Raw genomic sequence first — 21,339 nt, forward strand, 5'->3', positions numbered from 1 at the left:
CCGATACGACAAGACCGCCACCATCTACCTGGCCGGACTCCACGTCGCCGCCATCTTCGTCTGGTCGGCGAGATGATCCGAAGGAAACGGCCTAGTGCACGGCACACAGCCACTCGAGCCCGAGGGCACCGAGGCAGACGTCGATCACCGCGTAGGTGGCGCAGGGACCTGTCAGCAGTTGGGCTCGCGACGGTCCCGCTTTCCGGGACCGCAGGGGATCCGTCCAGCCGAAAAGAGAGTGACGAGCGATGAGAACATCGAGCACCAGGCGCCTGCCGGGCCCGAACAGTACGAGCGAAGGCACACGGGAGCGCCTGTTGACAGGCGCAGCCCGGCTTGTGCTGGCCGCCGCGTGGTGCTGGGCCGGCTGGGCCAAGCTCCAGCAGCCGGAGCAGTCCGTCCAGGCGGTTCGCGCGTACCGGATACTGCCCGAGTCCTGGGTGGCACCGGTCGGTCACGGGCTGCCGGTGCTGGAGCTCGGTATCGCGGTTCTTCTGCTCCTGGGCGTACGAGTCCGTCTCGCCGCCCTGCTGTCCACCGCCCTCCTGGTGACGTTCGTCGGCGCCATCGCCCAGGCGATGCAGCGTGGCTTGGCCATCGACTGCGGATGCTTCGGTGGCGGCGGCGAAGTCGACCCCGCCGACACCCACTACGCCAAGGAGATCCTCCGGGATCTCGGCCTGATCTGCCCGGGCGTCTGGCTGCTGTGCCGGCCACGGAGCCGGTACGCGCTCGACAACGTGATCACCTGACCAGGGCCCGTACACCGCGGACACGCAGAGCGTTCCGTGCCCTTCCCCAAGCAAAGCCGTACGCGAGAGGTCCCCATGCCCGTCCGCCCCGCACCCCTCCAGCCGCGCGACGCACGTGAGCGTCTGAGATACGAACGCCGCCGCAAAGAACTCCGCAACCGCCGCATTCGACGCGCAGCCACCACTGGCGGGATCGCCATGGTGCTCACCGGCGCGGTTGCGCTCACCGTCATGGTGCAGGCGAACCGCACGGCCGACGACCGGCCCGTCGTCACCCCCGCGGGAATCAGCGACGAGGGCGGCCTGGTCATCACCGTAGGCCAGTCCGACGCCCCCGCTGTCCTGACGGTCTACGAGGACCTTCGCTGCCCGGGATGCGCGCAGATCGAAGGCAAGCTCCACGAGACGATCAACGCCCTGGAGGACGCGGGCAAACTACGTGTCGACTACCACATCCTGTCCTTCGTCGACCGAATAGTCCCGGGCAAGGGCTCCAGGTACGCGGCCAACGCCCTGGCCGCGGCCCAGGACGCGGGAAGGTTCCGCGACTACCACGACACGCTGTACGCCAACCCTCCCGAGGCCGAGGACGTCGACTCCTTCGGCGACAAGCGCCTGCTCCTCAAGCTGGCGAAGAACGTGAAGGGACTCAGCGGCGAGAGGTTCACCGCTGCGGTCCAGGAGGGAACCCACGACACCTGGGTCGCCAAGGTCCAAAAGGCCTTCGACCAGCAGACCGAGATTCAGGGCACACCGGCACTGTTCTTCAAGGGGCGTGACCTCATGAAGGACCCGGAAACTCTCACACCCCAGCGGCTGACCGCCCTGGTCGAGCAGGAAGCAACGGTCCACAGCAACTGACCGCCGCTCCGCTAGGTGAAACCGGTCCGGGTCGGCCGCGTCCCAGTCGGCCTGCCACCACTGCGGAGGCTCATTCACCAACTGCGCCTCCTCCAGCCACTCGTAGACGTGGAGGGCAAGCACCGGTCGCCGATCGGGGACGACGGGCACCAGCCGAACTGGCCGTTGCCGCCTCCTCCCCCGCCGCCTCCGCCGCCCTCCGACCCCGGCAAGAAGAAGTAGCCCGTGACCGCCGCCCCTCCCCCCGCCCGCGCTCCTGGCCCGGCCGTGCCCGCGGGCGTTGCGCTCGTCGAGGGTCCCCTCGCCGCCGTCACCGAGCAGCTCGGCACGCCGCTGCCAGACCAGCTGCGTGCGGCGTTCCACCGGGTCCCGCGGCACCTGTTCCTGCCGGATCGGGTCTGGCTGCGGGACGGGGCCGGCGGCTACGCGCCCTGCGACCAGTCCGCGGAGCCGGAGCGGTGGCTGGCCACGGCCTACGCCGACGAGCCGCTCGTCACCCAGTTCACCGACGGGCTGCCCTCGTCGTCGGCATCGATGCCGTCGATGGTCGCGCGGACGCTGCTCCTGACCGGCCTCACACCGCTGTCAGAACCCGCCGGTGCGGCCGAGGCGGACGGGGAGCGGGTGCCGAAGCTGGGGGCGGGGACCGGGTTCAACGCGGGCCTGCTGTGCGCTCTCCTGGGCGAGGGGTCGGTCACCACGATCGAGGTGGACCCGGTGCTGGCCGGGCAGGCCGAGGAGAACCTGAAAACGGCCGGGTACGCCCCGCTCGTGGTCCGCGAGGACGCAGCGGACGGCGCAGCCGGCAGCGGCCCATGCTACCGAATCCTGGCCACGTTCTCCGTCGACCACATCCCGCCCGCGTGGCCGGCGCAGGTCCGGCCCGGCGGGCGGATCGTGACGCCGTGGACGTCCGCCTGGTGCCGGTACTGAACACTCGCCCTGACCACTGGCCAGGACGGCGGCGGCGGCGGCGAAGGCCGGTTCCACTTCTTTGCCTCGTTCATGCCGATGACCACCCCCACCACGGGCACCCGCGGCGCCGCACCGGTACCGGACCTGGGCGGCGCCGGACGCCGCTCTTCGACGACGCTGTCACCCTGGGAGGTCGCCGGCGGTGACCTGGACGCCGAGTTCCACATCGGCCTGACCGTCCCCGGCGCGCACTTCGCCTGGGACACCAGCGGCGACCACGCGCACACCCGGCTGGAACTCTTCGACGACACCAGCGGCTCCTGGGCGGCCATCGACTACGACGGCCGCACCAGCGCGGAGTTCACCGTCACACAAGCCGGAGCCCACCCCCTGTGGGACGAGATCACCGCCGCGTACAGGCAGTGGGAGCGCCTCGGGCGGCCCGCTGTCGACCGGTACGGCCTGACCGTGACACCCGACGGCGCGACCACGGCGTGGCTGGATGCCCCAGCCACGGTCATGACCGCCCTGCCAGCCTAGGGCCTGTCCGGTCGATCTCCGTGATGCGGTCGACCGCCTGGAGACCTCAACCGGGGATGTCGAGCAGAGCCCGACGCCAGGCCGCAGCGTTGTCAGTCCCCGCCGCTACCGTTCACCCATTCACGATCTTCAGGGAGGGGTGGCTCGGTGGGTGCCAGCGGATGGGATGCGCTACTCACCTGACAGGCGCAGCAGTTTATGATGCGGCGCCCGCTACGGAACCAGATTGGCTCCCCACAGCGCGGGCCAGATGGAAGCAGCCAAAGCGATCCAGAAGTCATAGGCACGCGGGTAGTACAGCTTTGCCGCGATACGCCTGACCCATGGAGCGGAGTCGCTCTCATCATCCGAGCGGACCAGCATGTCGTCGCGGTAGTAGTACAGGGCACCGAGTACGAGGCTCACGCCCCAGCTACATAGGAATCCAAAGCTGAAGATCTTCCGTGGGTAGCCGCTCAAGTCCAGAACGTCTTCGAGGACGAACATGCTCAACGCCGCTGTGGCGACGAACGTCATCAGGGCGCCAATCCATGCCCAGGCAGCTGCGGGAACGCAGATATCCAGCTCATCGCGACTCAGGCGTTCACGACGCGCAAGGCGCTGACATAGCTCACGTTCTTCACGCCGCTCCTCAGCGGTGGGGTTGTGTCCGATGAGGCGCCCAAGGAAGAGGATCTTGCCTACGAAATAGAAGCTGAGGTCCACGGCTGTTGTTTCTCGAATCCGGTGGTGGAGAGGATCCAGAATGGCTCCCCTCCACCACCTACTGTTGTGAGCTACTTATCGGCGTCGTCGGTTGTTCCACAGGCTCTGGCCGGTGGCGTAGTGGGCGCCGAAGGTCGTGTAGCGGGCGTCATAGCGGCCCCAGCGAGTCGCCTTGCCCGCCGCAGACCTGTAGCGGCTGCCCGCACGGGCGACTCTGCGTTTCGTGGAGCTCGTCTTCCTTACGCGCGCCTTCCTGGCTGCTCCATAGGCTTGCTTCGCACGCTTGGCCTTGGAAGCCATGCGCAGCGACTTACCGGCAATTCCGATGCCGGGAAGCGCCATGGCCACACCCCAGCGATCGCCAGATGACCAGGCCCGCTTCGCGGCGTACACGTTGAGTCCGAGGGCGACGACTCCGAGGCCGGGGACGAACATGGATGCGACGGATGCGACGGTGGCGATGGTGCCGATGTTGCGTTTCACGAAGCGCCCTGCGCGTTTGGCCCACTTGGGCAGGCCCCACTTGCCGTCGAGGTCGAACATACTGACCGGGTCGGCGTTGACGTAGTCGTACGCGTTCGCGTTTCCGCCGTAGACGGGGTCAGTGGACAAGAACCGTCCGGTGGCGGGGTTGTAGAGGCGGATGCCCATGAGAGTCAGGCCAGTGAGGGTCTCCGCGGAACGTTGTTTACCACCGAGCCAGTTGTAGCGGGTCGCCTCCTGACCTGGACGCGGCTGGCCGTACTCGTCGTTGTCCACGGCGACGGGGGCGATGGCGGAGTCCAGCGGAAGTTGGAGTGCGACGTCGCCGTGGATGTTGGTGAACTGCAGGACGGTGTCGCCACCCTTGCTGGTGGTCGCGGCGAGGTCCCCAGAGGCGGAATCGACGTTGCGGGTGAGTGCGCCGGAGGTGGTGTCCTCGACGATCCAGCGGGGGTTGTCGCTGTCGGAGTCGTAGTGGTTGAGCTTGGATTGCTCACGGCTCCAGGTGCTGCCGCTGCCCGTCTCCACGGTGAAGGAGCGGAAGCGGTGTGCGGCATCGAGCTGCCAGGTCTGCCGCTTGCCGTCGGCGGTCTGCTGGTAGGCGAGGTCGTTGGTGTAGTAGCCGATCGTGCCGTGGTCGGGGAGCGACGTGGTACGGCCGAACGCGTCGTAGGCGTAACCGGTGTTGGTGATGCGGTTCGCGCTGTCATAGCTCGAGTTCCGCGTGCTTCCGTTGCCGGTGGCGCAGTCGCCGCCCTGGGCGGCGGAGGCGGTGGTCAGCGAGGTGCGGTTGGTGGACTTGTCGAAGCCGTAGCTGCGCGTGGTGCACACCGATTCCACGGTGTCCTCGACGCGGGTCATCCGGCCAGTCTTGTCGTAGCGGTAGTTCTGCTGGGACCAGCCGGCATGCCTGGTGACTTGTCCGTGGATGGATTCGCTGACGGTGTCGGCGACGATCTGGAGTTTGTCGCTGTCGCGGGTGTAGGTCCGCGTGCTGGGTGCGCCGGTGGGGTCCTCTTCCTGGCTGAGGGTGTAGCCGCCGGGCAGCCTCTCGCTGGTCACGCTGCCGTCGGCGTCGTAGCGGGTGGTGAAGGTGCCGGCTACCGAGTCGGTGGTGGAGGTGGCCAGTCCGCGCGGCTCGATGGAGGTGTCGTAGGTGTAGGTGACGGTGGAGGGAACCGAGTCGGTGACCTTGGTCGGGCGGTCGAGCTGGTCGTATTCGGTCGTGGTGGTGGCGCCGTCGGCGTCGGTGTAGGAGATCTGCCGGCCGAGCTTGTCGTACGCCTTGGTGATGGTGCCGCCGGTGGGCGAGGTCGTTTTGATCTCATGGCCGGTGGCAGGGTCGTAGACCGTGGTGGACTCGGGCACGGCCTGGCCGACGCCGCCGGCGACCTTGCTGGTCACCGGGCGTCCCGCGCCGTCGAATGTGGTTGTGGTGGTGCGGGTGGTGCCGTTGGCGCTTTCGGTGACCTTGGCTGGCTGGCCCCACCAGTTGTACTCGGTGGTGGTTGTCGGCATCTGGGTCGGGTTGGATCCGCCGCCGGTGACGGCGCCGGCCGGTCCTACCGAGCAGAGCTGGTCGGCCCATTCGGGCCGGCTCGCGCAGGCGCCGCTGCCGGTGGCGGACCAGTAGGTGGTGACGCGGGCCGCGGCGTCGCTGCCGGTCGAGCCGGGCGGGATCTCCTTTGTCTTGCGGCCCTGCGCGTCGTACTCGGTGGTGGTGGTCAGGGCGAGGCCGCCGGGGTCCTGGATCGACTTGGTGGGCAAGCCCTTGACCCAGTCGTACACGGTCTGGGTGACCCGGGCGTCGGCCAACGTGTCGGGATGGGTGCGGACCTGCGCACCGGTGGTGCTCTTGGTGACCTGGTCCCGGACCTTGGCGGTGCCGTCGGTGGGACGGCCCGCGTCGTATTCGTTGACCGTCCAGCCGCGTGCGGCGACCGGGGTGCCGGCCGGGATGTCGGTGCTGGAGCCGGACTTCACGTCCGCGGTGAGGTCGACGCGGTGCAACGGCCCGAGCTCCTGCAGCTCCCGGGTACCGGCCTCGTTGTAGATCGAGCGTGTTGCCAGCAGCTCCGCGCGTTCCGAGCTGTCGAGGGCGGTGATGCCGAGCTCGGCCAGCTGCGCCTTGTCTCCGTCGCTGACGCCGAGGGCGAGTGCGCGGTTGGCTGCGGTCAGTTCGCGTACCGCGTTGCCGTTCTCGTCGTAGTCGGTGGCGGATATGTGTCCGCCCGGCTTTGCGGTGTTGACCTCGCGGCCCGACACATCCAGGTAGTGGAGGGTGGCGCGCGTGAAGGCGGCGTTGTCGAGGTCCCCTCCGGAGTGGGAGGACGGTACGGCATCAGCCGGGAGTACGGCTGTTGCGTCGGTGGGCGCGTACTGCTGCCCCCAGAGGGCGATGTCGTGCAGACCCATCTGGTGCGGGGCCTTCACTCCGGCCAGCGGCACGTCGTACACGATGCTGGTGCTGGCAGTGTCATCCGTCTGGTCGGCACTGCCCGGCTTGAGCTTGGGGCGCGATGCCTTCAGCAGCATGCCCTCGCCGGCGGTGTCGGCGTGTCCGGCCTTGCCGTAGGTGAACGTCCAGGGCAGCTCACCGGCCGGGGTCTGGCCGGTGACCCGGCCCGCGGCGTCGTAGGTGTAGGCGGTCTTGAGCGCCGGGGTGACGAGCGGGTTCCAGGCTTCGCGCAGGCGGCCCTTGTCGTCGTAGCGGTAGGTCTGAATCGGCTTGGCGCTCGCTGCCGTGGCGCCCGGTTCGGTGGACCAGAGCTTGAGTTCCTTCACCTGATCCTTGAAGTCACCCAGCGTGCTGCCCGTGGCCGTAGTAGAGGAGGCGTACACATATTCCAGGGCCCGGCAGCCCTTGGTCGACGGCGCCGAGGTGCAGGCCGCGGCCGTCGCAGCAGAGGTGGGCGCGATGACCCGCTTGGGACGCGCCAGCTTCTTGCCGTCCACCGTGACGGTCTCGGAGACCACGGTGGTGGCCGAGTTCGCCAGACCGTCCAGGAGCGTTGAAGACACCTGCCAGGTAGGTGAGGCGGTGTCGGGCTTGGTGAAGGTGGTGACCGTTCCCTCGGGATCCGACAGCGTGAACGTGCCGGTCACGCTGCCCTTGAGGGCGAGATCCTCGGCGCCCGGCTCGGAGACCCAGCCGTTCTTCGCCTTGTTGGCGGTGAAGTGGATCGGGTCGCCCTCGGAATCGACGACGTCCACCGCGGTGTCCGAGATGCGGCGCAGGTATGCGTAATCGGAGTCGGTGATCTCGGCCGTGGTGCCGGCCACCCACTCCTTTCCGAAGATCGGCGCCTGCCCCTCCTGCTTCGCCCCCGCGTCAGGATGGCGGGACGACGCGGAGCGGTTGACAGACAGGTCGAATGCGGACGCATCGGTCACGGACAGGCTGTAGTCACCGGTCAGGAGATTCACGCTGCCGGGGCCGACGTCCTCGGTGTTGGCGCCCGTAGCGTTGCGATCGACGACCACCGTGCGCGCGGTGGTGGATCCAGTGGCGTTGTTCGGGCCGGTGAAGTCGGCCTTGATCTGGACGGTGCCATCGGGGTTGACGGTCTTGGCCGCGTCCCACGACAGCTTCTTGTTCTTCCCGCCGGACATCGCCACCGGCCAGGTCACGCCGGTGCGCTCAATGCTGGTGACGTCGCGCGCGGGTATCTGGTGCCATGCATCGGCCTCGGAGCGACGCCAGGAGAAGGACACCTTGTCGAACCTTCCGGCGTCGCCCTCGGCGACGAGTGGCAGACGCCGGGCGGTGCGCTCGCCTTCGGTTGGCTGGATGAACCCGCCGGGCCCGGCACGGAAGGTGTACGAGGCTGCCTCGGAACGGTTGTCGGCCTTGTCCACGGCCCGCACCTGCAGGGTATGCGTTCCGTCGGTGGCCGGGGTGACGGAGATGTTCTTCGCAGCAGCGCTGGTGTGACCGACCTTGGTCCAAGTGGCGCCGTCCAGCGACCACTCCAGCCAGTTGATGTCCGCCGAAGCCGGAGTGACAGTGAACGTGCCTGACTTGCCCGCACCGCCCACCCACGTGTCGCCGGGATAGTCCGTGGAGGTGATCCTGGTGGGGGCGGACGGGGCGCGGGTGTCGATGGTGAAGCTCTTCCACGCCGACCACGCGTTGTTGTAGTGCGTACCGTCGTAGGAGTTGGTGCGGAACTTGTAGTTCCTGCCCTCGGCCAGCACCCCGGCCGGGACGGTCACCGATGCCGGTTGGCCGGAGGCCACGTAGGGGGAGACCAGGAGGTTGCCGACCTGCCGGTTGGTCGCGGTGTCGAAGATCTGGAAGGTGGCGTTGACCTTGTCACCGTTCCTGTCGGTGATGGTGTCCCTCAGCACCGGCCGCAGTGTATTGACCACGTAGGCGCCGGAGTAGGAGAAGTACGGCGGCCCGGCCTCCTGCTTGCTGCCCACCCCGGGGCGGTAGTTGTAGGTGACGGTCAGCTTCGGCGGATTCTTCGCGGCGTTCGCGGAGTTGAGCCGCTTCCATTGCGCCACCACGCTCTCCGAGGCGGCGCGCAGGCCCATGCCGGAGGTGGTGTTCTTCGCCGAGGCCCACTCCTGCACCAGCGTCTTGACGTCCGCGGTGATCCAGCCATCCGGTTGCGAGGAGCAGCCAGGGTTGCCCCTGGTCTGGGTGGAGGTGGCCTTCTTCGCCGTCCATGCCGGCTGCGCCGTCCACCGCGACGACGTCGACGCCTTCCCGGTCGCCCACACCTCCCATGGGTACGGCTTGCAGTCCGTATTGGCGGAGTGGAAGTTCCACAGCGACAGCGTCGCCGAAGAGACCAGCGAGTCGGCGATCGGCGCGGTGTTCCACGTGATGAAGGAACGCGCCGTACGCGGCGTGCCGTTGCGGTTCTTGGTGCCGGGGTTGCCGAGGTCGAGTTCGGTGTCCGTGGACCAGTCGCGGGTCTCGCCCTGCTGGACATAGGTGTCGAAGACGTTGCCGAGGTTGCCGGTCGAGGGGTCCACGGTGACCGGGAATTTCGTCGCCGGATCAGCCAGGAACTTGGCGTCGGGGGTGAGGATCAGGTCCACGCCGTCGCTGGTCTTGACGACCTTCATCGCCACCGGCGCCCGGTTCGTGTGCTCACCGGAGATCTCATCGGTGGTGGCATCCCACATCACCGGCGCCGGCATCACCGCCTGCTTGTTCTTCTCCTCGTCCAGGAACAGCAGGCTCCCGTCCGCCTGCTCCTTGACGTCCAAGCCCTTGGTCTTCAGCGGCAGAGTGTAGGAGTAGCCGTCCGTCGTCGGCCTCTGCTTGATCTCGACGAACTGCTCGAACCCGGTCCGGGTCGCCTCCACGATCACATCCGCGCCCGGCACCGCTTCCGGGTAGGTGGCGCGGGTGCCGTTCAGCTTCGGGGCCGGCAGACCGCCCTTCCATTGCAGGGCGATCTGCTCATCGCCCTCCCCGAGCGTCACCAGGTCGCGGGCTGGAGCATTGCCAGCGACCTTCAAGGAACGGGCCTTTGCACCGCCCCCTCCCGACAGTTCCAGGCCGTTGGGATGCGAGAGGGGCTCGATCGTGCCGTCTGCCGCCTTGTGAAGGCTGACATCGACGTCGGTCCAAGTCCCGTCACGTTCGAAACGGATGGGACCAGCCGACAGGTCTGAGGTAAGGCTGCCATCCGGGTTCGCCCACGTGGTCGACGTCTCCGTGCGCTCTGAAAGAGCTTCGACCCTCTTCCCCGAAAGTTTTGCGGCCACTCTCGCCGACGCAAGGTCGGCAGCCTCGGTGACCGGGGCTTTCGTGTCGGCCTTCGCAGTGGGCTCCGCGGCGGACGCCGGGGCGCCCGCCACCATAGTGACAGCCAGAAGCAGCGCAAGGCCGCCGGAGACGCCTTTCAGGCTCCGTCCCGACCACGTTCTCCCGTGCTTGGTTTCCAACTCTTGACGATCCAACACGAACCCTCCCCGTTCCCTCCGTTGTACGACCGGTATCGAAATGCGGGTATGCCTTGTCTCCGCCTCCCAACTTCGTTGCGAGTGGTGATCTGGGACGGGCGATCGGAGCGACTCCGCTGGGGATGTGACTGCGCCGCCCGGCTACGAGCGCGGCGGCATCATCCGTAGCGTCGCCCGCGGCAAGGTCACCGGCATACGGTCGCCTGCGCAGACACAAGGTCTTCGGCTGCCTCACACCAGCTGAGACCAGACAGCGGTACCAGCACGCCCTCGCGGAGTAGTGATCAAGCGGCCGAGATCACGGGATTCTTCACTTCGCCCAAGGATGAGTTCGATGAGATGGGCAGGTCCCGTTTCATCCGCGTCGAAGCCGGCTCAGGGGTTGAAGCGGTCTGGGTCGGCCGCGGCCCAGTCCGCTTGCCACGATGACGGCGGCCCGTTCAGCAGTTGCTTGTCTTCGAGCCATTCATGCAGCTCGGCGTACGAGCGGATCGCTCCGTCGACGCTGACACGGCGCCGCACCATCCGTGGGTGCAACTGCGAGGGGTCGTCCAGGCCCATGGATGCGATGATCTGCTGTGCGCTGCGGACCGTGGCCTGTTGGTAGCGGCGTACGCGCTCGGATTTGTCGGCCACGTCCAGCGCGCGGGCCCTGCGCGGGTCCTGCGTGGCGACGCCGACCGGGCAGGCGTTGGTGTGGCATGCCTGTGCCTGGATGCACCCGATGGCGAACATCATCGAGCGGGCTGCGTTGGTGAAGTCTGCTCCCTGGGCGAGCCGTTTGACGATATCCGCCCCAGTGGCGATCTTGCCGCTCGCGCCGATGCGTATCCGGTCGCGCAGTCCTGTGCCGACCAGGGCATTGTGGACGGTCATCAGTCCCTCGGTGAGCGGCATCCCGACCTGGTCGGCGAACTCCAGCGGGGCTGCTCCGGTGCCGCCCTCTGCTCCGTCGATGACGATGAAATCAGGTGTCACTCCCTCTGCGAGCATCGCCTTGCACACGGCCAGCACCTGAACGCGGTCCCCCACACAGAGTTTGAACCCGACGGGCTTTCCGCCGGCCAGGTCCCGCATGCGGGCAACGAAGCGGATCAGTTCTCGCGGGGTCGAGAAGACACGATGGTGCGGCGGCGACACGACCGTGCGACCCTGAGGGACACCACGGATGCCGGCAATCTCCGCATCCACCTTCGCCCCTGGGAGCACGCCCCCGATGCCGGGCTTCGCCCCTTGGGAGAGTTTCAACAGCACGCATTTGACGTTGGGGTGAGCAGCCATGGCTGCGAAGGCGTCGGGGTCGAAGGTTCCGCCCGGTGTGCGGCAGCCGAAGTATCCGGTCCCGATCTGCCAGATGAGGTCACCGCTGTGGCGCAGATGGTATTCGGAGATGCCGCCCTCTCCGGTGTCGTGGGCGAACCTGCCCATGGCGGCTCCCTTGTTGAGAGCGAGGACGGCATGCGCCGACAGAGCGCCGAAGCTCATTGCGGAGACGTTGAGCAATGCCATCGCATACGGCTGTGTGCAAGCCGGTCCGCCGACCCGGACGGCCGGCGGATGCTCGGGCATAGGGCGAGGTGCCATCGACGAGGTCAGGAACTCGTGCCCTACCGCGTAGACATCCCGCTCGGTTCCGAACGCCTGCTTCGCTTCTGCCCCCTTGGCTCGCTGATAGACCACATCCCGTACGTCCCGGTCGAAGGGCCGGCCGTCGAAGTTGCGCTCCACGAAGTACTGCTGCAGCTCCGGCCGGATGCTCTCCATCATGAAGCGGGCGTGGCCGAGCAGGGGGTAGTTGCGCAGGATCGCGTGCTGGCGCTGAAGGACGTCCCACACGCCCAGTGCGGTCAGCCCCAGTACCGGCACCGCGAGCACCCACCACCAGGGCGACCCAGTCAGGGCCAGCGCCGTGGCGAGCGCTGCTGCAGCAGTGGCTACAGCTAGTCCGCAGTAGCGGGCAAGCGAGCGGAGTGTGTTCATGGCAGAGCCTCAGATCCGTTAGCACCATGCGATGGCGGTGCCCCAACGCACCACGATGAGAAAATCCAGCGACTTCCGGAAGCCGCGACAGACGAATGCACCCCGCAGGCAAACTGCAGGAAACCGCGCTCGACCAACCCACCCACGCACAGGCGTCCGACTCCTCCTCTGCCGTGCGGACTCGGCCGGACACGAGAGAAAGGATGGCGAGGATGGCGAACGCGTAGGCCCAAGCCCTATGCCAGGGTGATGTGGCTCAGATGAGTCCGAGGGCGCGGACGGCGTCGCGCTCCTCGGAGAGTTCCTTGACGGAGGCGTCGATGCGGGTGCGGGAGAAGTCGTTGATGTCCAGGCCCTGGACGATCTCGTACGCGCCGTCCTTGCAGGTGACGGGGAAGGAGGAGATGAGGCCCTCCGGGACGCCGTAGGAGCCGTCCGACGGGACTCCCATGGAGGTCCAGTTGCCCTCGGCGGTGCCGTTGACCCAGGTGTGGACGTGGTCGATGGCGGCGTTGGCGGCCGAGGCGGCCGAGGAGGCGCCACGGGCGTCGATGATCGCGGCGCCGCGCTTGGCGACGGTCGGGATGAACTCGTCCACGAGCCACTTCCCGTGTTCGACGACCTCGACCGCAGGCCTGCCGGCGATGTGTGCGTGGAAGATGTCCGGGTACTGGGTCGCGGAGTGGTTTCCCCAGACCGTCACCCTTGTGATGTCCTCGACCCGCTTCCCCGTGTGCTTCGCCAGCTGCGAGACCGCACGGTTGTGATCGAGGCGCATCATGGACGTGAAGCGGTCACGCGGTACGTCCGGGGCGGCGGCCTGTGCGATGAGCGCGTTGGTGTTGGCCGGGTTGCCGACGACGAGGACCTTGATGTCGTCCGCGGCGTGGTCGTTGATCGCTTTGCCCTGCGGCTTGAAGATGCCGCCATTGGCTTCCAGAAGATCGCCGCGCTCCATGCCCTTGGTACGCGGGCGCGAACCGACGAGCAGGCCGACGTTGGCGCGGTCGAAGGCGGCGTTCGGGTCATCGGTGATGGCGATGCCTCGCAGTAGCGGGAAGGCGCAGTCGTTGAGCTCCATGGCAGTGCCTTCGGCGGCCTTCAGGGCCGGTGTGGTCTCCAGGAGACGCAGGCTGACCGGCACGTCCGGGCCGAGGAGGTGGCCGGAGGCGATGCGGAAGAGCAGCGCGTAGCCGATCTGGCCGGCCGCGCCGGTGACGGTGACATTCACGGGAGTGCTGGTCATCATGATCTCTATCTATGAGGTGTGAAAGCGGAAGCCAGAAGTACGACAGCGGGTGACCTGAGCATGCGGTTTCTCTCGGTCCCCGGACGGGCACCCGGGTGAGCAGGTCCGCTCGGCCGTACCTCGAGGGTGTGCCGAGAGCATGCGGTCATGGCCCACGGCCCCGTGGGAAAGATGACAAGGTGCCGTACGGAAGGGAGCATCCCGTCCCTTGGCTGTCCGTGAATTTCCTTTACGGCAAACAGCGTTCTGGGCCGGGTTGATACGTGCCGCGGCTACAGCTGTCCCTTGGTGGGAGTGCCGGCGGGGACGGGTTCGGTGATGGCGATGTCGAGGGGTGCGTCGAGGTGGTCGGTGATCTCGTCGGCGATGGCGGCGAGGACCGGGCCCTGGCTGTGGGCGTCCAGGCTGGTCTGGTCGGCCCACTTCTCCACGACTACGACCCGGTCCACTCCGGCGTGGGCGGCGTACATCTGGCAGCCGGGCTCGGCGTGCACGTCGGGGATGTGCTTGGTGAAGACGTTCAGGACGTCGTCGCGGTGGCCGGGCTTGGTCAGGATCGTGGCAATGACAACGGGCATGATTCTCTCCAGAGTTGCTGCTGGGGCGGGGAATCTTCGGAATGTGACGGTCAGCGTGGGAGGCGGGCTTCGGGGTGGCGCAGGCACCAGCCGTCCCAGGCGGAGGTGACCATGTCGTGGACGTCGTACTGGGCTTTCCCATTCAGGGTGTGCTCGATCGGCCGGGCGTCGGTCGACGACCTTCGCGGGGTCGCCGGCGCGACGTTCGGTGACGAACGGAGCGGTGGGTTGGCCGATGGTGTCGGTGATGATGTCGATGGTTCGCGGACCGAGAGTCCTTGGCCTCGGCACCCCGCCCATGGGCTGACGCGCGCCCCGCGGGGGCGGAGCCGCACGGGCGACACAGCGCATGGTCGTCGCCTACCTGTGCGCCGGCCCCACCGGAACACTACGGACGGCTCACCGGCATGTGGGTGAGGCCGGGCACTCGCGGGCGGGCCGGCTCCACGCGATTCCGGAGGGCCCGGACCCACGTCTGCCAGCACAGGTGGGCGTCGGAGGACCCGATGCCCGCCCCTCACAGCCAGACGACGCACACGCGAAGCAGTCGACGGGCACGGGGCCGAACAGTTCCAGCGCGCGCTGACCGACACCATGCGATCCCTGACCTGGGACCAGGGCAACGAGATGGCCGACCATGCTGCGTTCGCCCAGGCCACGGGCACGCCTGTCTACTGAGGATGTGCTCGCCGACACCCTCGTGCAGATCATCATCCAGGCCGCGTGGACCACGGTTCAGCCGACCGGGGCAAAGTAGCGGTGGCGGTGAACTAGACGCTAGCGGGATCGCTGCGGGCGGCGGTGCCTCCCTGAACCGGCAACAACAGCTCCCCCAATCATGGCTACCGTCCCTCCTATCCCGAGCACCCACGCAGCGCCTTCGCCCGCGCCGGTGTCAGCTAGAGCGCCAGCGGTGCCGATCTGCTCGGGACGGCCTTCGACAGGAGCAGCGGTGTCGTCGGCGGGGATCACCGCACCCTGCTCAGGTTCAGGCCGCGGAAGAGGATCTGATGTCGAATCGGAGGAGTGTTCGCCGTTGCCCGGGGCCTCACCGCTGCCCGGCTCCTCGCTCCCCGGATCGGGGGCCGTGATCTTGATGGAGTGCGGAGTGGATCCCTGCCAGTGCGGGCCGTTCAGCCGGGCTACGATACTGGCGCTATCAGCCGGGGGAACGTTGGCGCTGACCTGAACACGGATGGGTATCACGACTCGCTCCGCCGGGAATCCGATCCCCTCCATCAACGTGGTCACCGAGGACCCCGCATCCGGGGTGGGGGGCTCGGTGTCACACCATGCCCCGTCGAGGAATACCTGCACCCGGGCGTCCTCTGGCTTCGGCGCGACGGGGAAGATCCTCAAGCTCAGCTTGTAGGGGTCGCCCTCGTTCAGCGCGCCGTTGGAGTTGTCCAGGATCAGGTGGGCCTGCGCCCAGTCGCCTCCGGCCTCCAGGTTCTTCGGGCCGTCCCGCCAAGCGAACTCCGCCGGCCTCGGCCAACGGGCCTTCGCCGCAGGCTGACCGTCCGTCTCCTCTGCGGACTGCGGTGCAGGCTCCACGGACCCGGCAGGCGTCTCCTGCGGGGCGGTGGCCTCCCGCTGCTCAGCGGCTTCCGCAGCAGACGCTGTCTGCGGCAGCCGCAGCCGGGCAGACCGCCCCGTCGCCACTGACCTGTCCGTACCCGCCGGGACCGCGCCGGGGGTTGGGCGTTCCTCATCGGCCGCCCCGTCCAGTTCCGGCACCGGGTCCGGGGCAAGGACGGCAGACTCCGCCGCGGCGACTGGCGCGGCCAGGGATGACGCCGGCGCCAGCACCCCGGCCGTAGCAGCGAGCACGACTCTCCTCAAACGCACAATTCCTCAATCTCTCTCGGATTTACTGCCACAAACCTCCCCCATACAACAAACGGACGGGTAGCGCCTAAACACCTATGGGGTCATAGAACGGGCTTATGGCCGACCGTGCCAGACGTCGGCGACACCCCCGCATGAATCCCGGAGAGCTACCCGGGTCCGCCTGCCCAGCAGTGATGCCCGGGCGTCGCCCCAGGTCAAGGGAGAGGGGAAGCCGAGGCAGCGGGCGAAGCGGCCACCCGATGCGGATGGATGTCAAAGCAGGCCGGCGTAGCGGCCGATGCGGGCGAGCGATCTCCGTGTGGACGGGGTGGCCGCCCCCGAGCCTCCGTCACCCGAGGGTGCCGGCAGGAGATGCTCACGCGCGCGGGTGAACTGGTCCGCCGCGCCACAACGCCCCGAGCGGGTCCCAGCCAGCGACTGCCGACGAACTGCACGCGGACCGAGTCATAAGTTGGGCTTCTGAGGCGAAAGGTCTGGATGGCCTACTCATGGTGGAACGCCCCGGTTGAGGCTGATGGGGACACAGAACGCGTCGAACCGGGCCTTTCTGACTGGACGGGACCGGAACGCCGCATCCCTCCCTCTGCCCGCGGCCGCTGCCCGACAACACTGGCCGAAGCGCGGGAGAGGGAATGAGGACCGCCCCTTCGATGATCGTGACCAGTGAGGATTTCCCTTGCGTTCCATGAAATTAGCGGTGAGCGCCGCTACAGTTTGCGTGCTTGCCGGCTCCCACGCGGCCACCGCGTCGGCCGTTGAACCGAGCCGACCGCCTGCCCACCCCAGGGCCTCGTGCAATGCCTGGAAGGTCAACGGCGGCGGATCCGCCAAGTGCACGAGTCTCGGCGCCATCGGGAACTTCAGGGTGAAAGTGACGCGCCGCCAGAACATGGTCATCCACGTCCGGTACGGGCCCTGGGTCGGCAACGGACGGACGTCCACGGGCACATGCTCGCCCCTCGTCGGAGCGACCGTCACTTCGGTCGGGTACGAGGTGAACCACACGTGAGCCAGACCCACGTCGAAGAGCCCGTCAACCGGGTCCAAGCACATGGAGCCTCATGAGATGGCTTGCCGGCCTGTTCCGCCGCCGCGCATCAGTGTTCCTGAGCGCCGTCGCCGTAGCCGTCGCTCTGGGCACCCCAGGGGCATCGGCGGCACCCAATCCGGCCTCGGACGACCGTCCCCAGCCTCGGTACACGTGCAACACCTGGCAGGTCCGGGGTGGCGGCGCGGCCAGGTGTGCCGGGATCGGCAGGGTCGGGAACTTCCGCGCGAAGGTGACGTGCCGCCAGAACATGGTCCGCCACGTCCGGTACGGGCCCTGGGTCGGCAACGGTCAGACGTCGATCGGCACCTGCTCGCCCCTCGTCGGGGCCACCGTCTCGTCGATCGGCACCGAGGTCAACACCGGCTGACCCCGCAGACACCCAGCCCGCCCAGGACACACCGAGGGAACCCCAGCGCGCCGTCTGAGCCACCCTGGGCAGCCGCAGTTCGGCCTCGGACGTCGCGGACCGGGGCCGAAGGTCCCATCAGGAAGCGGCCGAGCACCGCAACTCAACCAGGGCTACTTCGGAGCCTCCCAGAGGTGAGCCCGACTTCATTCACCCGGAGGACCGATGCGCACACTCCTTGCCGCCTCCGGCGCCCATGCCCTCGCAGACGGCATCCCGCCGGAGGCCACAGGCCCCGGTCGCATGGTCCTGGTCGCCGCCATCGCAGGTCACCTGCTGGTGACGGGACTGCTGACCGTACGACGCCTGAAGCGCCACCGCCCCCAGCGATAACGACCACGGCGCGGCACCGGCCACCAGGCACCTCACGAGAACAACACGAAAGCGAGGCTCCCATGCACCGCCACCAGGACGACTCTTCCCGCTACGCGAAGGACAACGACGCGATCCCGTCTCCTCACCAAGGAATCACCGCTCCAGACACATCGCCTACGGAGCTTCCCCTCGACGGGCACCAAGGCGACACCCACCCTGACACCGGACGCCACGTCTCTCCGCACCGGCCCCCGACCGACGCGCACTCCTCGGATCACTCCCCCGCCCCGCTCACGCCTGGAGGGAGCACGGCCGACGACACCCTCCTCCTGCGCGTCACCGCCGATCACCAGCCAGACCCGAGCACCCCTCGCACCCCTGTGACCGGGGCCACGACTACGCGCTCCTGACCCGGTGGAAGACCTCCCGGGCAGCGTGACGTTCGAGGCATCGGACAACCTCACGCCGGCTCTTACCCTCCCCTTCCTGAGCGTTGATCTACTCGGTGAGCTGCCCGATCCGCTGGGCGAGCAGACGCAGGGTGATGCGGGTGGCCCGCATCACCGGCTCATCCTCGTTCTCCGCGCTCTCGCCATCGGCGAACCGTGCGCACGTGCGGAAGAGTTCCGTCGCCGTTGCGGTGGACAACGAAGTCGACCCGCACGCTGGCGGCCGAGCTGACCCGTCAGGGTCACCGGGTCGGTCCAGGGTCGAGGTCCGCGACGCGTTTGCGTCCGCCGCCCAGCCGCCGCACCCGCCCGATCAGGAACTGGCCTGTCTCCAGGTCGGACATGCCCTTGCGAACCGTTGTCCCGCTCACCCCGGCCGCCCGGGCCACGGCCTGAATGCCGCCATGGCCCAGTCCTGGGGCCTCCGCGGGCATCAGCAGCCGCCGCTGTCGTTCGTCCAGGTGTGGGAACAACACCGCGAACTTCACGGCAAGTTGATCACAAGTCTCGTCCGGGATGCGCATACGACACCAACGAGCCCCAGCTCTGAAGGCAACACCTTGATGATCGGCAGGCCCTTAGGTAGCCGACTCCCTACGAGCACGCCCCCCTCGGTCCCCGACCGAGGGGGGCGTCACACTTACATGGCGTGGCCGGCCAATCCGCTACCGACTGGCTCGACCTGCCACGACCCGCGGCCGTCACGGAGCGCCAGGACGGCCGCGGCAAAGTAGGGTGCGCGGCCGTGGACCGCGGTACCAGGACCACGTTGCTGGCCACCACAACCTTGGCGAGGTCCACCGCGCGGGAGGCGTCCGTGAAGCAGTCGGCGTGCATCGTGCCGCCGCATACGTACTCGCTGGCCTGCCTCAGGCTCGCCACGGCCTCGTCCATCACCGGCTTCTCCATCATCGGCACAGGCTCCTCGGCGGCCTCTGTGATCCAGCCGCGTGCATGCGCGTCGACCTCGCGTAGCAGCTCGCCCGACGGCACTCGAAGACGGGCAATCACTCAGTACGCGGTGTGTCTCGGAAGTCCATGAGGGCAAGCCTTCACGACGACGGCGGCCGGCAACCTCTTATCTGGGATCGCACCTCACGGATTGCAGGCTCTCGTACCCGTCAGCGAGGACGCCGACGCCGCGGCGGCAGGAACTCCCCGGGACCGTAAAGCAGCAGCGAGACGAGGGTGCCCGCTCCCACGATGGCGAACTGTTCGACGGCCTGCGGGATCTCGAAGGTCGCGATCCCGCCGACACACAACAGGAGTACGGCGAGCGCCAGGCCGGGACGGACCCAGCGCGACCGAGCAGGAACCGGTTCCGTCTTGGTGAGCTCGGCGGCATCCATGAGCGCGGAGACCCGACCCTCCGCGTACCGGTCAGCAACGGTCAGAGTCGTAACAGCCAGCGTCCGCACCGCCGCGTCAGCGTCTCGATCGAGCTCAAGCTCCATCTCGTGCAACTTGGCCACCACGAGCCGTGCGTGCGCCTTCGCGGCCCGTCCTCGATTCGAGCGCCCGGACACCCCGCCCCGAAGATCATGCGCCCGTAGCAGCAGCCCTGTGAAGCCCCCGAGCTTCGCCGACACTGAGATCAACAGCTCTGCCCGCTCGCGAACCGGCGCCGCCGCAGCTGTGCCGCAGGCGTTCACAACCCAAGACGCCATCGGGACGGGCGAGTAGGCCCGACCAGTCCCCCCCCATTGCGAGAAGCAGGCTCGTGCCTCGCAGCATCCGTGACGTCAGATACCCACCAAGCATGAGCGCCACCAGCACAATCATCGAAATCAGCGTCACCCCCACACGACTCAGGATCTCGATGCCGACTTCCTTGGCGGGCGCCCTGGTGATCGCCTTGGCCGAGTCGCTCCACCACGGAGGAAGGTTCTTCCGAGGTTCCAGGAGCAGCGCGGACACCCAGATGGCTGCCCAGAAGGTCAGGTAGATCGTCCAAAAACCGGACACGATCACGGCGAGGAAGGAACGCACACCCATCGCCAGTGACTTGCGTACCTCGAAGCGCAGGCCATGCTCGAAGTGCTCGGGCAACTCACTGTCCAGGCCCAGAGCGGTGAGACTTGCGCGGACCTCTCTAGGGCGTGTCCGCAATGTCGATTGGTCGTTACTCCGTTCGTGGTGCGACGTCATGAACTGACTGATCATGCCTGGGAAGTGATCGGGCCGTTGCTGGCTCCGCCCCGGATGGGGCGTCCGGTGCGGGACCGGCGGCAGGTCCTCAATGGCATCCTGTGGAAGTTGTCCACGGGTGCGGCCTGGCGGGACCTGCCCGAGCGGTACGGGCCGTGGAAGACCGTATACGAACGGTTCCGCCGCTGGTCAGCGGACGGAACCTGGGACCGTCTCCTGGCCCATGTCCAGCAGCACTCGGACGCGATCGGCGAGGTCGACTGGTCGATCGTCTGCGTCGATTCGACAGGTGTGCGGGCCCATCAGCACGCCGCCGGAGCCCGAAAAGGGGGCCCTGGACCGGCGAAGCACTCGGCCGGTCGCGCGGCGGACTGAGCACGAAGATCCACCTCGCCCGCGACGGTCAGGGCCGGCCGCTCGCCTTCACGATCACCGGCGGGAACGTCAACGACTGCACGCAGTTCGAGCCGGTCATGGCCCGCATCCACATCAAGCGAAACGGGCCCGGCCGGCCCCGCACCCGACCACTGCGGGTGGTCGGCGACAAGGGCTACTCGTCCCGCAAGATCCGCTCCTACCTGCGCAAACGCGGCATCGCCTGCACCATCCCCGAACGCGTCGACCAGATCAACGGACGCCTCCGGCGGGGCGAGAGCCTGTGCCGTCTCGACCGCGAGGTCTACCGGCGCCGCAACGTCGTCGAACGCTGCTTCAACCGGCTCAAGCAGAACAAGGCCCTCGCCACCCGCTACGACAAACGAGCCCGCCACTACAAAGCCCTGGTCACCATCGCCTGCCTGCGGCTATAGCTCCCCAACTGACATTGCGGACAGCCCCTAGGGCGCAACTACGGGCCAGGCAGGCACCAGCCAGACCAAGATCCGGACCATTTCCGGACCAGCCCCCACCCGAGAGCCTTACGAAACTCCATTCTCGCAGGTCAGCAGGGATGCATCTGCTGTACCACCAGCAGACGAAAAATCTTCTCGTTTCGTACTCGCCGAAGCTGCTCGGCTTCTTCTAGAAGCCCGAACAGCGGCGTCTGACCTGGGCTTTTGCCCGTCAGGCGCCGCTGGTGAGACCAGCTCGACGCAGACGCCGATTCTTTCCGTTCCTCCCGGTTCATCCCAC

At 67.7% G+C, this 21,339-nt stretch carries 15 protein-coding genes and 2 pseudogenes; 7 read left to right on the forward strand and 10 right to left on the reverse strand.

Annotation, left to right across the window (positions count from 1 at the left end):
- The first annotated feature begins 317 nt into the window (after nucleotides 1-317).
- From AB0Q96_RS20085 to AB0Q96_RS20100, 4 genes are all read left to right on the forward strand, one after another.
- Nucleotides 318-752 (forward strand): MauE/DoxX family redox-associated membrane protein, encoded by a 435-nt coding sequence (locus tag AB0Q96_RS20085; RefSeq protein WP_365327209.1) that lies wholly within the window; start codon nucleotides 318-320, stop codon nucleotides 750-752.
- A gap of 231 nt (nucleotides 753-983) precedes the next feature.
- Nucleotides 984-1,613 (forward strand): thioredoxin domain-containing protein, encoded by a 630-nt coding sequence (locus AB0Q96_RS20090; RefSeq protein WP_365327211.1) that lies wholly within the window; start codon nucleotides 984-986, stop codon nucleotides 1,611-1,613.
- 225 nt (nucleotides 1,614-1,838) lie between these two features.
- Nucleotides 1,839-2,546, forward strand: coding sequence for a hypothetical protein (locus AB0Q96_RS20095; protein WP_365327213.1), 708 nt, complete (start codon nucleotides 1,839-1,841; stop codon nucleotides 2,544-2,546).
- Between the two features lie 78 nt (nucleotides 2,547-2,624).
- Entirely contained in the window at nucleotides 2,625-3,068 is a 444-nt protein-coding gene (locus AB0Q96_RS20100) for a hypothetical protein (RefSeq protein ID WP_365327214.1), read from the forward strand.
- 213 nt (nucleotides 3,069-3,281) lie between these two features.
- Here AB0Q96_RS20100 and AB0Q96_RS20105 read toward each other — a convergent pair whose 3' ends face one another.
- The 6 genes from AB0Q96_RS20105 to AB0Q96_RS20130 all read right to left on the reverse strand — a co-directional run bounded on the left by AB0Q96_RS20105 (nucleotide 3,282) and on the right by AB0Q96_RS20130 (nucleotide 15,818).
- Nucleotides 3,282-3,773 (reverse strand): hypothetical protein, encoded by a 492-nt coding sequence (locus AB0Q96_RS20105; protein WP_365327216.1) that lies wholly within the window; start codon nucleotides 3,771-3,773, stop codon nucleotides 3,282-3,284.
- A gap of 75 nt (nucleotides 3,774-3,848) precedes the next feature.
- Nucleotides 3,849-10,079, reverse strand: a complete 6,231-nt coding sequence (locus tag AB0Q96_RS20110) for a DNRLRE domain-containing protein (RefSeq protein WP_365327689.1) — start codon at nucleotides 10,077-10,079, stop codon at nucleotides 3,849-3,851.
- A 477-nt stretch (nucleotides 10,080-10,556) separates the two neighbouring features.
- Nucleotides 10,557-12,161 carry an FMN-binding glutamate synthase family protein gene (locus AB0Q96_RS20115; protein ID WP_365327217.1) on the reverse strand — a complete coding sequence of 535 codons (1,605 nt, stop codon included), beginning with the start codon at nucleotides 12,159-12,161 and terminating at the stop codon, nucleotides 10,557-10,559.
- Nucleotides 12,162-12,417: 256 nt separating this feature from the next.
- Nucleotides 12,418-13,407 carry a malate dehydrogenase gene (locus AB0Q96_RS20120; RefSeq protein WP_365327691.1) on the reverse strand — a complete coding sequence of 330 codons (990 nt, stop codon included), beginning with the start codon at nucleotides 13,405-13,407 and terminating at the stop codon, nucleotides 12,418-12,420.
- Between the two features lie 275 nt (nucleotides 13,408-13,682).
- Entirely contained in the window at nucleotides 13,683-13,988 is a 306-nt protein-coding gene (locus tag AB0Q96_RS20125) for a putative quinol monooxygenase (RefSeq protein WP_365327219.1), read from the reverse strand.
- A gap of 777 nt (nucleotides 13,989-14,765) precedes the next feature.
- On the reverse strand, nucleotides 14,766-15,818 hold the full coding sequence (locus AB0Q96_RS20130) for a hypothetical protein (RefSeq protein WP_365327221.1): 1,053 nt from the start codon (nucleotides 15,816-15,818) through the stop codon (nucleotides 14,766-14,768).
- 1,301 nt (nucleotides 15,819-17,119) lie between these two features.
- On the opposite strand from AB0Q96_RS20130, the gene AB0Q96_RS20135 reads away from it, so the two are divergent.
- Complete coding sequence (locus AB0Q96_RS20135) at nucleotides 17,120-17,257, forward strand: hypothetical protein (RefSeq protein WP_365327223.1); 138 nt, start codon at nucleotides 17,120-17,122, stop codon at nucleotides 17,255-17,257.
- A gap of 204 nt (nucleotides 17,258-17,461) precedes the next feature.
- Complete coding sequence (locus tag AB0Q96_RS20140) at nucleotides 17,462-17,629, forward strand: hypothetical protein (protein ID WP_365327225.1); 168 nt, start codon at nucleotides 17,462-17,464, stop codon at nucleotides 17,627-17,629.
- Nucleotides 17,630-18,109: 480 nt separating this feature from the next.
- Here the strand turns inward: AB0Q96_RS20140 and AB0Q96_RS20145 are convergent, their stop codons facing one another.
- From AB0Q96_RS20145 to AB0Q96_RS20160, 4 genes and pseudogenes are all read right to left on the reverse strand, one after another.
- Nucleotides 18,110-18,259 (reverse strand): hypothetical protein, encoded by a 150-nt coding sequence (locus AB0Q96_RS20145; protein WP_365327226.1) that lies wholly within the window; start codon nucleotides 18,257-18,259, stop codon nucleotides 18,110-18,112.
- A 58-nt stretch (nucleotides 18,260-18,317) separates the two neighbouring features.
- Nucleotides 18,318-18,584 (reverse strand): annotated as a pseudogene (locus tag AB0Q96_RS20150) (ISAzo13 family transposase); the annotation flags it as partial.
- 597 nt (nucleotides 18,585-19,181) lie between these two features.
- Complete coding sequence (locus tag AB0Q96_RS20155; protein WP_365327228.1) at nucleotides 19,182-19,535, reverse strand: hypothetical protein; 354 nt, start codon at nucleotides 19,533-19,535, stop codon at nucleotides 19,182-19,184.
- Nucleotides 19,536-19,599: 64 nt separating this feature from the next.
- Nucleotides 19,600-20,223: a hypothetical protein gene (locus AB0Q96_RS20160; RefSeq protein ID WP_365327230.1), complete on the reverse strand. Its 624-nt coding sequence runs from the start codon at nucleotides 20,221-20,223 to the stop codon at nucleotides 19,600-19,602.
- Between the two features lie 39 nt (nucleotides 20,224-20,262).
- Between AB0Q96_RS20160 and AB0Q96_RS20165 the strand changes: the two are divergent.
- Nucleotides 20,263-21,017: pseudogene (locus AB0Q96_RS20165) on the forward strand (IS5 family transposase).
- Nucleotides 21,018-21,339: the final 322 nt, after the last annotated feature.

The sequence above is a fragment of the Streptomyces sp. NPDC093111 genome (assembly GCF_040683955.1).
In the GTDB taxonomy this organism is placed as follows: domain Bacteria; phylum Actinomycetota; class Actinomycetes; order Streptomycetales; family Streptomycetaceae; genus Streptomyces.